Below are 13073 nucleotides of genomic sequence, written 5' to 3'. Positions count from 1 at the left end.
ATCTCAAATTTAACGGCGTTTTCATACGTGATATAGTATGTAAATACATACTATGTAAAACAGTATCAAATCGACGGAGACTCCATGGCACGCGGCGGCATTAACAAAGCAGTGGTTCAGACGGCACGCTTGGCGATCATCGCCCGTGGCGAACATCCCAGCATCGACGCGGTACGCATCGAAATGGGCAATACCGGCTCCAAAACCACCATTCATCGGTATTTGAAGGAGCTGGACGACAGCGAAACCCGCGCCAGCATTACTGCGGCACCGATCGACGATGAATTGAGCGAACTGGTCGCGCGCCTGGCCCAGCGCCTTAAAGACAAGGCTCAAGAGCCGATCGACCTGGCATTGGCGCAATTTGAGCAAGAGAAGGCCGCCCTGCTCGCCCAACTGCAAACGCTGCAGGACGCGCACCAGCAACTTCAGCAACAGTTCGATATTCAGGCCGCCGCTCTGGCCGAAGAAAGCGCGGCACTGCAGACCGCCAGCACCAGCCTGCAGACAGAGCAGACCCGCAACGCCGGGCTCAGCCAGGCATGCAGCGATTACGAATTGCGCATCAACGACAAGGACGAGCAGATCCGCTCATTGGAAGACAAGCACACGCACGCGCGGGATGCCCTTGAGCACTACCGCACGGCCATCAAGGAACAACGCGAGCAGGAACAGCGACGGCACGAGGGTCAGTTGCAGCAGATCCAGGCAGAACTGCGCCAGGCCCAGCAGAGCGCCATGGTTCGCCAGGACGAGATCACGCAATTGCATCGGGATAACGAACGCTTGCTCATCGAGCATCGAGTTACGCTCAAAGAGCTGGCGGCCCTGCAGGAGAGCGCCCGCAAGGACCAGGCCGAGCATCTCAAGCTCAACGAACGCCTTAATCGTATCGACAGCGAGCGCGCCTTGCTTGAGGAGCGCCTGCGCGTGGCACTGCTGGACAGTCAGTCGCGCCAGGAGGCATTGGCTGAATACCAGCAAGCCAACAAGGCCCTGGAACTGGACCTGATCAAGGCTCAGGCCAGTATCGAAGCCTTGCGTCTGGCTACCGCCGTTGCGACGGCGCCAGAGGCCAAGCCAGCCGACTGATCAGTCGGCCACGGGAGTGCGCATGGTGACGAATTCTTCCGCCGCCGTAGGATGCACGCCGATGGTTTCGTCGAAATGCCGTTTGGTCGCGCCCGCCTTGAGCGCGATCGCCAGGCCCTGGACGATTTCGCCGGCATCCGGCCCGACCATATGGCAGCCGAGCACCTTATCGGTGTCGGCATCCACCACCAGCTTCATCAGGGTTTTCTCCTGGCAGTCGGTCAGGGTCAGCTTCATCGGACGGAAACGGCTTTCGAACACCTGGACCTGGTGGCCGCTCTTCTTCGCCTCCTCCTCCGTGAGGCCCACCGTGCCGATATTCGGCAGGCTGAACACGGCGGTCGGGATCATCGCGTAGTCCACCGGGCGGTACTGCTCAGGCTTGAACAGGCGCCGAGCCACGGCCATGCCTTCAGCCAGGGCGACCGGCGTCAGCTGTACGCGGCCGATCACATCGCCGATGGCCAATATCGAAGGCTCGGTGGTCTCGTACTGATCATTGACCTGCACAAAGCCACGCTCGTCGAGGGTGACGCCGGTGTTCTCCAGCCCAAGGTTATCCAGCATGGGGCGCCGACCGGTCGCGTAAAACACGCAATCGGCTTCCAGCACGCGACCATCCTTGAGGGTAGCTTTGAGACTGCCATCGGCTTGCTTGTCGATGCGTTCGATGTCGGCATTGAATTGCAGGTCCAGACCGCGCTTGGTCAGCTCCTCCTGCAAATGCTTGCGCACCGAGCCGTCAAACCCACGCAGGAACAAATCACCGCGGTACAACAGGCGGGTTTGCGCGCCCAGTCCATGGAAGATTCCGGCAAACTCAACGGCGATATAACCGCCGCCAACTACCAGCACGCGCTTTGGCAGCTCCTTGAGGAAAAACGCTTCATTGGAGCCAATCGCATGTTCGCGCCCGGGGATATCCGGAATCTGCGGCCAGCCGCCCGTGGCGATCAGGATGTGCCTGGCCGTGAAACGCTCTCCATTGATTTCCACCTGATGTGGATCCACCAGGCGCGCATGCCCTTCGTGCAGGGTCACGCCGCTGTTGACCAGCAGGTTGCGATAGATGCCGTTGAGGCGGTTGATCTCGCGATCCTTATTGGCGATCAGCGTCGCCCAATCGAAATTCGCCTCGCCCAGGGACCAGCCAAAACCGCTGGCCTGCTCGAAATCCTCGGCAAAATGCGCGCCGTACACCAACAGTTTTTTCGGCACGCAGCCCACGTTCACGCAGGTGCCACCCAGGTAGCGGCTTTCCGCGACGGCCACCTTGGCGCCGAAGCCTGCGGCGAAACGCGCTGCGCGAACACCGCCGGAACCGGCGCCAATTACATACAGATCAAAATCGTAGGCCATTTCACTCTCCTCGGCAGGACATCAGCATACCGACTTACATGGGGCTGAAAAACGAAAAAGCCACCCGAAGGTGGCTTTCTCTTAAAACCAGCGAACAGGCGTGAATCAGTACGCCTTGCCAGTTTTGTAGAAGTGCTCGTAGCAGAAGTTGGTGGCTTCGATGTAGCCTTCCGCGCCGCCGCAGTCGAAGCGCTGGCCCTTGAACTTGTAGGCAATTACGCAGCCATCTTTGGCCTGCTTCAACAGGGCGTCGGTGATCTGAATCTCGCCGCCTTTGCCTGGCTCGGTTTCTTCGATCAGCTTGAAGATGTCCGGGGTCAGGATGTAGCGACCGATAATGGCCAGGTTGGACGGTGCGTCTTCCGGCGCCGGCTTCTCGACCATGTCGCGCACGCGGATCAGGCCATCACCAATGTCGTCGCCGGCAATAACGCCGTACTTGTTGGTCTCGGTCGGGTTGACTTCCATCACCGCGACGATAGTGCAGCGGTATTTCTGGTACAGCTTGACCATCTGGGTCAGTACGCCGTCGCCTTCCAGGTTCACACACAGGTCATCCGCCAGTACCACGGCGAACGGTTCGTCACCGATCAGTGGACGGCCGGTCAGGATGGCGTGGCCGAGACCTTTCATCTGGGTCTGTCGAGTGTAGGAGAACGAGCACTCGTCCAACAGTTTGCGGATGCCGACCAGGTATTTTTCCTTGTCGGTGCCCTTGATCTGATTTTCCAGCTCGTAGCTGATGTCAAAGTGGTCTTCCAGCGCGCGCTTACCGCGACCGGTCACGATGGAGATTTCGTTCAGACCGGCATCCAGGGCTTCTTCCACACCGTACTGAATCAGTGGCTTGTTCACCACCGGCAGCATCTCTTTGGGCATGGCCTTGGTCGCTGGCAAGAAGCGAGTGCCGTAACCGGCTGCTGGGAACAAGCATTTCTTGATCATATGGGTCCTTACAAAGGGCTATGCGTACGGAATTCGGCGCAGTCTAATCAGGCCGCAGCCACCTTACAATGGGTCCTGCTGGCGTTGCGATGTCATCATAGAGAAAAAAACTGAGCGTAAGTTCCACTTATCTTACAAACAGCAGCGCCATTGACTTGGCAAAATTGCCGACTGCTTATGGCCGCTATCTACCTGAATCTTTTAGCACGCTTTCACTGCGGTGCATTGACGTGGATTAACGTGCACGTGTCGACGACATTTGGCGCTATGATTGCGCCCTTGAACCAGACCACGAGATTGTTAATAGATGTCAGAACCCAAAGGTGTGAACGGCTACCTGATTACCCAGCGTGCGGACGGCTGGCACTTGATCAACTTTCACGGCGACAGCGTTGCCGGTTGCTTCGCGACCGAGCGTGAAGCCATTGCGGTCGCTGAAGTGTTCGTGGACGAAGCCGGTCACGCATCGAGCAAGCGGCCGAAGGGCAAGTAAGCAGCAGCCCGGGTACATGAAGCCTCGCATAGCGAGGCTTTTTTGCGTTTGTCTGTACGTAGATGGCAGTTCGCTATAATCTTCGGCAAACGCCCCACGACAGTGTCAGCGCGTCCCTCCTAACACCCTTGATGACGAACACCTATGAACAAGATTCTGGCACTGACTGCAGTCCTGGCGCTCGCCGGCTGCACTACCACCTCTGACGTCTATTTGAAAAACGGCGAACAAGGCCTGACCATCGACTGTTCCGGCGAAGCCAATTCCTGGGCCAGCTGCTACGAAAAAGCCGATGCATCCTGCGCGGGCACCGGCTATCGCATCGTTGGCACCGAAGGCACGCCGTCGCTCAAGGAGAGCGACAAGACCCTGGGGCAGGACGTAGGCAACTACAAAAACCGCAGCGTGGTTGTGGTCTGCAAGTAAGCGTTTATAGCTGTATGTCGGCGAACTTGATGCCCAGGCCGCGAATGGTCTCGATCAGGTCATCCAGCCGCTGGAAAGATTCCACTTCATCCTGATCGTCCACCAGGAAAAAACTGCGCCCGCCGCTCTTTTTGAAAAACACGATCCACTCGCCCAGATCGGCCGGATTCTGGATGACATGGGTGGCCGAGATCTGACCCTCGGCGTGGCGGGCTCTGACATCTTCACGTTTCATAACGGGCTTCCAAAAAAGACAAATACCGCGCAACCCCAGGGCTGCGCGGTATTTTTGCATTGAATGGCCGACAGTCTAACGGATGCCCTGCCCGATCAGCACGCCTTCCACTGTTTGGCCATATAGATTGACACCGTCATTGGCATGAAACTTCACCCGGGTTTTCTCTACCGAGCCCTCAATCAGGCGCGGGTCCTGCGGCCGCTCATGACTGTTGATGTAGGCTGCGACATCCCAGGCCTGCTGGTCGCTCAAGCTGGCGCCTTTACCCAGCGGCATGTTGTGCTTGATAAACGCAGCCGCCGTGTTGATCCGGTGCATGCCGGCGCCCCAGTTGTAGGAGTCTTTACCCCACAGCGGCGGCATCGCGTAGTGATCGCCGACCTTTTGCCCCTGCCCTTGCGCGCCATGGCAAACCGCGCACTGATCCCCATACACCTGTGCGCCTCGGGCGATGCTGTAGCCCTGCGCGGGTTGTGCCACATCGGGGTAACCGCGCCCCGGCTGTTCCACGCCCAAGGGTGCCTTACTGGCCAGCCAATAGGAATACACGGACAACGCGGTGATTTCCGGGCTGTCGGCAGCCGGCGGGGTGCCACCGTTCATGCTGAATTGGAAACAACCCTGGAGCCGCTCGGCGTAGGTGTTGACCTTGTCGTTTTTCTTGCGGTAAGCCGGATACATCGGATAAGCCGCCCACAATGGCGCCGAGTTGGCCAGGCGCCCCTGGTCCAGATGGCAATTGCTGCAATTAAGGCCGTTGCCGACAAATTGCGGCGCCAGGCGCTTGGTGTCGACGAATAAGGCATATCCCTGCCTGACCAGCTTGCCGTACGCATTATCCGGCAAGTCTTTTTCCGACGGTGGCTGAAACAACGCGGCTTGTTGACCAGCCGGGCGTGGCACCAGCTGGGATTGATCTTCCATGGCAATGGTCGCGGCCTGGATCGGCAAAGCCATCAACAAGCCGACCACGCTTACAAGCACAAACGGCTTCATGGCTTGGCCTCCAGGCTTAACGACGCGAAATACTGGGCCACGTCCTGGGCTTCCTGCGCAGTCAGTGACTTGGCGATAGGCCCCATCAGGTCGTTGACATCGTTGTGACGGGTGCCGTTCTGCCACGCGATCAACTGCGCGGCGAGGTAGCCCGCGGGCTGCCCGGCAAGCGGCGGGAACGTATCGCCGACGCCGCTGCCAGCCGGCCCGTGACAGCTGACACAGGCTGGAATCTGCCGCTCCCACGCGCCTTGCAAGGCAAGTTTCTGCGCGGCATTGGTCGGCATTTCGCTGCGATACACCGGGACGGGCGCTGCAGCAGGCATTGCGGCGATGGTCTGGCTCAGCGCTTGTACCTCGGCATCCGTCAGCGCGATTGCCAGTGGACGCATCACCGGGTTATCGCGACTGCCACGCTTAAAGTCCTCCAATTGCTTACGCAGATAAGCCGCAGGCAATCCGGCCAACCTCGGAAACCCCGCCGCCGCGACACCGCCGCCGTCCGCCCCGTGGCACGCGACGCAGGCCATCGCTGCGGGCTGCGCGCCCCCCTCGGTGAAAATCTTGCTGCCATCCAACGCGTGCGCGCTGCCCAGCAGAAAAAACAGTGCACTCCCCACCAGTGTTCGTTGCAGAGGTCTCATCATCACTCCCTGTTTATAGTTATAAGCTTAGACATTCACGGCATAAGCCTTACAAATAGTATGGGAATGATCCTGCTTCCACAACATTCCAGGCAGCATTAAAAAAGCCTGGCGCTGCGTTTGCAGGGCCAGGCTTTTATCGGATTCGAAGGCGCGCGCCGGGCTGGAGATCAGCCAGAGATGCAGTCTTCACCGGCTTTTTTCACATCACCTGGGCGAATCGGCACGTTCGACATGCTCTCGTAGAGCTTGATGCTGCTGCCGCTGGAGCGCTCTTCAATTTCGAAGATCGCCGATGGGTCAGCCGAGAATTTCTGCGGCACGATCACACGGACGCCTTCCTTGTGAGGTTCGATCTGCGAAGGACGGCGTGTCGTGGACAATTTGTGTACGACACAAGCAGCGTATTCCTGCGGCTTTTTCCCGGAAATGACCGCCAATGTCGGCGGGGTCTGCTTGATGTCTGCAACCGAAGCACACCCACCCAACGCCAAGGCCAGAACCAACACACTCCACTTCATACAAAACCTCCGATAAAGACCCTACGACAGCGGGGATGGTAATTTTCTCCCGGACACGTAGGATTTATCCCTGATCACACGGTAAATAACTGTTTTAAATTGTCGACGGCGTCGAAGACGGGCCGATAATAAACGCGCTGGGGCTGATAAACTCCATCTTAACCTACGTATCCTTCTGATTTTGCAGAAAAAGCCCTTCTGGAGACACTCCCATGAAATTCATCCACCAGCGCGAGCACCTCAACGAGGGAGATATTGTTGTCATCGAATGCTCGCAGACTTGTAATATCCGTCTGATGAGCGATGCGAACTTTCGCAGCTTCAAGAACGGCGGGCGCCACACTTACCATGGCGGCGCGTTTGACAAATTCCCGGCTAAAATCACCGCGCCGAGCACCGGGTTCTGGAACATCACCCTGGACGTCGTCACCCGCCGCGCCATCAGCGTGACCCGCAAACCTGCTTTGTCCCACAAGATTCGCATCGTGCGTCGTACCAGCTCCAAGCTGAGCTGATCCGCCCTTTCACAGGAAATAGCCGTGACCGCCACCACCAAATACGTGATCAAGTACAAACTCAACGACGAGCGTCGTTTCGAGTTTGCCCACCTGCACAGCGACGACTTGGAAGAAGCCAAGCAAGCCTTGGCGAAAATTCACGATGAGAATGATCGCATCACCGACATCAGCGTGAGCAAGGCGCTGTAAGACCATGTCCGGTCCCACTTCTGACCTGTTCGCCGAAGACGCGCTGCAACAGCCCAGCGGGCGCGAGCAGATCGGTGAACAGTCCTACGTGCTAAGGGGCTATGCCCTGCCCTGGATTGAGCGCCTTCTGCCCGAACTGCGGCACGTGCTGGCCCAAGCCCCCTTTCGGCAAATGGTCACGCCGGGTGGCTTTACCATGTCGGCGGCGTTGACCAGTTGCGGCGAGTTGGGCTGGACCACGGACGCCTCCGGCTATCGGTACTCGCACCTGGACCCGCGCAGCCAGCAACCCTGGCCGGCCTTGCCCGATGCCTTGCGCGAATTAGCGGTCCAGGCAGCGGCAGACGCCGGTTTCGCCGACTTTGCTCCGGACGCCTGCCTGATCAACCGCTATGTCCCCGGAGCCAAGATGTCGCTGCATCAGGACAAAAACGAGCGCGACTACGGCGCACCGGTGGTATCGGTATCGTTGGGCCTGCCGGCGATCTTCCTGTTCGGCGGCCACGCACGATCGGACAAGCCGCAGAAAATCTCGCTGTTCCATGGCGATGTGGTGGTGTGGGGTGGCGTGGACCGCCTGCGCTTTCACGGGGTTATGCCGATCAAGGAAGGCGTGCACCCGGTGATGGGCCCGCAACGCATCAACCTGACCCTGCGCACCGCCGGTTGATTTGACCGCAAGCTTCGGGGTGTCAGGCCGTCGCGGCACGGCTAATCTGCCATAAAGCCGTCAAGAGTGCCGACCATGCTGACTGAACAAGACCCTCGTTGGACCGCTGTCCTGGCCCGTGATGCCAGCGCCGACGGACTGTTTGTCTACGGTGTCAAAACCACCGGCGTGTATTGCCGCCCCAGCAGCGCGTCACGACTGCCGCGCCTGGAAAATATCGAGTTCTTTGACACCCCGGCGCAGGCCGAGGCCGCCGGTTATCGTGCCAGCCGGCGCGCGGCCGGCGACCAGACGCAACGCGCCGCGCACCATGCGCAATTGGTGGCCGATGCGTGTCGCCTCATCGAACAGAGCGTTGCACCGCCGTCCCTGGCCACCCTCGCGGCCCAGTGCGGCCTGAGCCCTTATCATTTTCACCGGGTGTTCAAGGCGGTGACCGGCCTGACGCCCAAGGGCTACGCCACCGCGCATCGCTCTCGCAAAGTGCGCAATGGGCTCAAAGGTCAACACTCGGTCACGGCCGCCCTTTATGACGCGGGCTTCAATTCCAGCAGTCGCTTTTACGAGTCAGCCGACCAACTGCTCGGCATGACCGCCAGCGACTATAAAGCCGGCGGCGCCCACAACGTCATTCGGTTCGCGGTAGGTCAGTGTTCGCTGGGCGCGATCCTGGTCGCGCGCAGCAACCGTGGCGTGTGTGCGATCCTGCTCGGGGACGACCCGGACACCCTGGTGCGCAACCTGCAGGACCAGTTTCCCAAGGCCGAGCTGGTCGGCGCCGACTCGAGTTTCGAGCAGTGGGTTGCCCAGGTCGTCGGCTTTATCGAAGCGCCCGCGCTGGGCCTCGACCTGCCGCTGGATGTGCGCGGCACTGCATTCGAGCAGCGCGTGTGGCAAGCCTTGCGTGATATCCCCGTCGGCAGCACGGCCAGCTATGCACAGATCGCCGAGCGGATCGGGGCACCCAAGTCATATCGCGCGGTGGCCCAGGCGTGCGGCGCTAACCGTCTGGCGGTGGCAATCCCGTGCCATCGCGTGGTGCGCAGCGATGGTGAGCTGTCAGGCTATCGTTGGGGCGTTGCGCGCAAGCAGGCGTTGCTGGAGCGCGAGCGTAACAACGAAGGCTGACAGAGCTGCACGAAATGTCCGCTGCGTCCAGTGAATAAAACAGACTGGCCGCGTGCCATACGCCCTGCTAAAAACAGCGAAACCCCTGACCTTCGCTGGAGACCCTCCCATGAGCACCTGGCCTGACACCCGTATTCTCGACTTGCTCGGCATCGAGTTACCCATCATCCAGGCGCCCATGGCCGTAGGCACCACACCCGCCATGGTCATTGCCGCTAACCAGGCGGGAGCGTTGGGCTCATTGCCCGCCGCCACGCTGAGCATCGAACAACTGCGCGAAGACCTGCGCACCCTGCGCGCGGCCAGCAGCCGACCGATCAACGTGAATTTCTTCTGCCATCAGCCACCGGTCCCGGACGACGCCCGCGACCACCACTGGAAGGCATTGCTGCAACCCTATTACCGCGAACTGGGTGTCGATTTCGAGGCGCCGACTCCGGTGTCCAACCGCGCGCCGTTCAACGACGAGGCCTGCCAGGTGGTGGAAGCGTTCCGCCCCGAGGTCGTCAGCTTTCACTTCGGGCTGCCGGAAAAAGCCCTGCTGGATCGGGTCAAGGCCACCGGAGCCAAGGTGCTGTCGTCGGCCACCACCGTCGAAGAAGCCATCTGGCTGCAGGCCAACGGCTGCGATGCAATCATCGCCATGGGCATCGAGGCTGGCGGTCATCGTGGCATGTTCCTCAGTGATGACCTCAACACCCAGATCGGCCTGATGGCGTTGGTGCCGCAGATCGTCGACGCGGTCACCGTGCCGGTGATCGCCGCCGGCGGTATTGGCGATGCGCGAGGTATCGTCGCGGCGTTCGCCCTCGGTGCTTCGGCAGTGCAGATCGGCACGGCATATCTGTTTACCCCCGAAGCCAACGTGAGCGCGGCTCATCACCACGCGCTGCGCCATGCCCAGGCCAGCGAAACTGCGTTGACCAACCTGTTCACCGGACGCCCGGCGCGGGGCATCGTCAACCGAGTCATGCGCGAACTGGGCGCAATGAACCCGGCAGCGCCTGCGTTTCCCCGGGCCGGCGGCGCGCTGATGCCGCTCAAGGCCAGGGATGAGGGCGGTTTCAGCAACCTGTGGTCGGGCCAGGCGTTGCGCCTGGGCCGCGACATTGGCACTTATGAGCTGACGCGCCAATTGGCCGAGCAGGCGCTGGCCAGGCTCAGATAACCCAGGCTGTTGCGGCGACGTTGCACTGTACCGGCAGTGGTCGAGCGCTATATATTCGCGTACATAGCGATTAACCCATGCCGTGCATTCCAAGGAGCTGCTTCATGCTGATTCATGCCTCACGTCTGGCCGTCCTGGCTAGCGCCCTCGTTTTCGGCGCGGCCCACGCCGATGAAGTGCAGGTGGCGGTGGCCGCCAACTTCACCGCGCCGATCCAGGCGATTGCCACCGGTTTCGAGCAGGACACCGGGCATAAACTGGTCGCGTCCTACGGTGCCACCGGGCAGTTCTACACTCAGATCAAGAACGGCGCGCCATTCCAAGTATTCCTCAGCGCCGACGACACCACCCCGCAGAAGCTCGAAAATGAAGGCGATACCGTCAAAGGTTCGCGCTTCACTTACGCCGTGGGCACCCTCGCGCTGTGGTCGGCCCAGGCCGGTTATGTCGACGCAGGCGGTGAGGTGTTAAAGCGCAACCAGTTCAAACATTTGTCCATCGCCAACCCGAAAGCCGCGCCTTATGGCCTGGCCGCCACCCAGGTCCTGGCCAAGCAGGGTCTGAGCGAACAGCTCAAGGACAAGCTCGTCGAAGGCCAGAACATTACCCAGGCCTATCAGTTCGTTTCCACCGGCAACGCCGAGCTGGGTTTCGTGGCCTTGTCGCAGATCTATAAAGACGGCAAAGTCACCAGCGGTTCGGCCTGGATTGTCCCCGCGTCCTTGCACGACCCCATCAAGCAGGACGCGGTGATCCTTAACAAAGGCAAAGACAGCGCCGCAGCCAAAGCGCTGGTCGAATACCTCAAAGGGCCGAAAGCCGTTGCCATTATCAAATCCTACGGTTACGAGCTGTAAATGCCCCTATCGAGTGCCGATTTTTCCGCGATCTGGTTAACCATCAAACTCGCGACACTGACCACCGTGATCCTGCTGGTCATCGGCACTCCGATTGCCCTGTGGCTGTCGCGCACGCGCTCCTGGTGGCGCGGCCCCGTGGGCGCGATCGTCGCCCTGCCGCTGGTGCTGCCGCCGACGGTCATTGGTTTCTACCTGCTGCTGACCATGGGTCCCAACGGCTATTTCGGCCAGCTCACGCAGTGGTTGGGCCTGGGCACCCTCACGTTCAGCTTCACCGGCCTGGTCATCGGTTCGGTGATCTACTCCATGCCATTTGTGGTGCAGCCGTTGCAGAACGCCTTTTCGGCCATCGGCACGCGGCCTTTGGAAGTCGCGGCGACACTGCGCGCCGGACCTTGGGACACGTTCTTCAGCGTGATCCTGCCCCTGGCGCGCCCGGGTTTTATCACCGCGTCCATCCTGGGCTTTGCCCACACTGTCGGTGAGTTCGGCGTGGTGCTGATGATCGGCGGCAATATCCCGGACAAGACCCGCGTGGTCTCGGTGCAGATCTACGACCATGTCGAAGCCATGGAATATGCCCAGGCCCATTGGCTGGCGGGCGCCATGGTAGTGTTCGCGTTTTTTGTGTTGCTGGCGCTCTACTCCAGCCGCAAAACCAGACTGGGCTGGAGCTGATGTCGATGATGGAGATACGCCTGCACCTGCGGTATTCCGGCTTTGCCCTCGATGTGGACCTGCAACTGCCCGGCCGTGGCGTCACCGCGTTGTACGGGCATTCAGGCTCCGGCAAGACCACCTGCCTGCGCTGCATCGCCGGCCTGGAACGGGCCAGGCATGGCTTAATCCGGATCAACGACGAGGTCTGGCAGGACAGCCGCAGCGGGGTGTTCATGCCGCCGCACCAACGCGCGTTAGGGTACGTGTTCCAGGAAGCTAGCCTGTTCGCGCATTTATCGGTGCGCGCCAATCTGGAATTCGGCCTCAAGCGCACGCCGCGCGCACAACGGCAGGTGGACATGGCCCAGGCCACCGAGCTGCTGGGCATCGGCCATCTGCTCGAACGCCGGCCCCAGCACCTGTCCGGCGGCGAGCGCCAGCGCATCGGCATCGCCCGCGCACTGCTCACCAGCCCCCGCTTACTGTTGATGGACGAGCCCCTCGCGGCCCTCGACAGCCAGCGCAAAAGCGAGATCCTGCCGTACCTGGAACGCCTGCACGACGAGCTGGAGATTCCGGTGCTGTATGTCAGCCATGCACAGGACGAAGTCGCGCGCCTGGCTGACCACATCGTGCTGCTCAGCGAAGGCAAAGCCTTGGCCTGCGGCCCCATTGGCGACACACTGGCGCGCCTGGACCTGCCGCTGGCGCGCGGTGATGACGCCGGCGTGGTGATCAATGGTGTGGTCAATGCCTACGATGCCCACTACCAGTTGCTCACGCTGCAGTTGCCGGGCAGCGCGTTGACCGTGCGCGTGGCCCACGCGCCGCTGGACATTGGCAAGGCGCTGCGGGTCAAGGTGCAGGCGCGGGACGTCAGCCTCAGCCTGCAGGCCGAGGAACCCAGCAGCATCCTCAACCGCCTGCCGGTCACTGTGATCGAGGAGGTCGCTGCGGATAACAGTGCCCACGTGCTGGTGCGCCTGGACGCTGACGGCACGCCGCTGTTGGCGCGCATCACGCGTTTTTCCCGCGACCAGTTGCAGCTGCATCCCGGAAAAGGGCTGTGGGCGCAGATCAAAGCCGTGGCGGTGCTGGCCTAGCAAACCTTTTGGCACGTCCGCACACGGCTGCGGTCAATCAGACATACCGGCCTGATTGATTGC

General features: G+C 60.7%; 17 protein-coding genes. 11 read left to right on the top strand and 6 right to left on the bottom strand.

What is annotated here, in order from left to right:
* The first annotated feature begins 84 nt into the window (after positions 1-84).
* Positions 85-1092, top strand: a complete 1008-nt coding sequence (locus QRN10_RS08630; RefSeq protein ID WP_266249449.1) for a DNA-binding protein — start codon at positions 85-87, stop codon at positions 1090-1092.
* Here the strand turns inward: QRN10_RS08630 and gorA are convergent, their stop codons facing one another.
* On the bottom strand, positions 1093-2451 hold the full coding sequence (gene gorA, locus QRN10_RS08625; protein ID WP_266249452.1) for a glutathione-disulfide reductase: 1359 nt from the start codon (positions 2449-2451) through the stop codon (positions 1093-1095).
* A gap of 105 nt (positions 2452-2556) precedes the next feature.
* The gene (gene galU / locus QRN10_RS08620; protein WP_003173830.1) at positions 2557-3396 is read right to left on the bottom strand and encodes a UTP--glucose-1-phosphate uridylyltransferase GalU; all 840 of its coding nucleotides are present in this window, start codon (positions 3394-3396) and stop codon (positions 2557-2559) included.
* Positions 3397-3703: 307 nt separating this feature from the next.
* Between galU and QRN10_RS08615 the strand changes: the two genes are divergently transcribed.
* Positions 3704-3889 carry a hypothetical protein gene (locus QRN10_RS08615; protein WP_181077722.1) on the top strand — a complete coding sequence of 62 codons (186 nt, stop codon included), beginning with the start codon at positions 3704-3706 and terminating at the stop codon, positions 3887-3889.
* Positions 3890-4033: 144 nt separating this feature from the next.
* Positions 4034-4315: a hypothetical protein gene (locus tag QRN10_RS08610; protein ID WP_181077723.1), complete on the top strand. Its 282-nt coding sequence runs from the start codon at positions 4034-4036 to the stop codon at positions 4313-4315.
* Positions 4316-4319: 4 nt separating this feature from the next.
* Here QRN10_RS08610 and QRN10_RS08605 read toward each other — a convergent pair whose 3' ends face one another.
* The 4 genes from QRN10_RS08605 to QRN10_RS08590 all read right to left on the bottom strand — a co-directional run bounded on the left by QRN10_RS08605 (position 4320) and on the right by QRN10_RS08590 (position 6714).
* A complete protein-coding gene (locus QRN10_RS08605; RefSeq protein ID WP_034098003.1) occupies positions 4320-4550 on the bottom strand; it encodes a hypothetical protein in 231 nt (76 codons plus the stop codon).
* 75 nt (positions 4551-4625) lie between these two features.
* Complete coding sequence (locus QRN10_RS08600) at positions 4626-5549, bottom strand: c-type cytochrome (RefSeq protein WP_285428200.1); 924 nt, start codon at positions 5547-5549, stop codon at positions 4626-4628.
* The gene (locus QRN10_RS08595) at positions 5546-6193 is read right to left on the bottom strand and encodes a c-type cytochrome (protein WP_285428199.1); all 648 of its coding nucleotides are present in this window, start codon (positions 6191-6193) and stop codon (positions 5546-5548) included. The genes QRN10_RS08600 and QRN10_RS08595 overlap by 4 nt, the downstream gene beginning before the upstream one ends.
* Before the next feature lie 170 nt (positions 6194-6363).
* Positions 6364-6714 (bottom strand): hypothetical protein, encoded by a 351-nt coding sequence (locus QRN10_RS08590; RefSeq protein ID WP_181077729.1) that lies wholly within the window; start codon positions 6712-6714, stop codon positions 6364-6366.
* 212 nt (positions 6715-6926) lie between these two features.
* Between QRN10_RS08590 and QRN10_RS08585 the strand changes: the two genes are divergently transcribed.
* From QRN10_RS08585 to modC, 8 genes are all read left to right on the top strand, one after another.
* Positions 6927-7229 (top strand): DUF1883 domain-containing protein, encoded by a 303-nt coding sequence (locus tag QRN10_RS08585; protein ID WP_003191319.1) that lies wholly within the window; start codon positions 6927-6929, stop codon positions 7227-7229.
* A 24-nt stretch (positions 7230-7253) separates the two neighbouring features.
* Positions 7254-7421 carry a hypothetical protein gene (locus QRN10_RS08580; RefSeq protein WP_285428198.1) on the top strand — a complete coding sequence of 56 codons (168 nt, stop codon included), beginning with the start codon at positions 7254-7256 and terminating at the stop codon, positions 7419-7421.
* A 4-nt stretch (positions 7422-7425) separates the two neighbouring features.
* Positions 7426-8091, top strand: a complete 666-nt coding sequence (alkB, locus tag QRN10_RS08575) for a DNA oxidative demethylase AlkB (RefSeq protein WP_285428197.1) — start codon at positions 7426-7428, stop codon at positions 8089-8091.
* 75 nt (positions 8092-8166) lie between these two features.
* On the top strand, positions 8167-9219 hold the full coding sequence (ada, locus tag QRN10_RS08570; protein WP_285428196.1) for a bifunctional DNA-binding transcriptional regulator/O6-methylguanine-DNA methyltransferase Ada: 1053 nt from the start codon (positions 8167-8169) through the stop codon (positions 9217-9219).
* A 109-nt stretch (positions 9220-9328) separates the two neighbouring features.
* The gene (locus tag QRN10_RS08565; RefSeq protein WP_285428195.1) at positions 9329-10387 is read left to right on the top strand and encodes an NAD(P)H-dependent flavin oxidoreductase; all 1059 of its coding nucleotides are present in this window, start codon (positions 9329-9331) and stop codon (positions 10385-10387) included.
* A gap of 104 nt (positions 10388-10491) precedes the next feature.
* On the top strand, positions 10492-11244 hold the full coding sequence (gene modA, locus QRN10_RS08560; RefSeq protein WP_285428193.1) for a molybdate ABC transporter substrate-binding protein: 753 nt from the start codon (positions 10492-10494) through the stop codon (positions 11242-11244).
* Entirely contained in the window at positions 11245-11925 is a 681-nt protein-coding gene (gene modB, locus QRN10_RS08555) for a molybdate ABC transporter permease subunit (RefSeq protein ID WP_285428192.1), read from the top strand.
* A 5-nt stretch (positions 11926-11930) separates the two neighbouring features.
* Entirely contained in the window at positions 11931-13010 is a 1080-nt protein-coding gene (gene modC / locus QRN10_RS08550) for a molybdenum ABC transporter ATP-binding protein (protein ID WP_285428191.1), read from the top strand.
* Positions 13011-13073 lie beyond the last annotated feature (63 nt).

This window comes from Pseudomonas sp. lyk4-R2A-8, from assembly GCF_030209095.1.
Lineage (GTDB): Bacteria > Pseudomonadota > Gammaproteobacteria > Pseudomonadales > Pseudomonadaceae > Aquipseudomonas > Aquipseudomonas quebecensis.
Note: the sequence above shows the minus strand (reverse complement) of the source record. Positions and strands in the feature narration are given on the sequence as shown.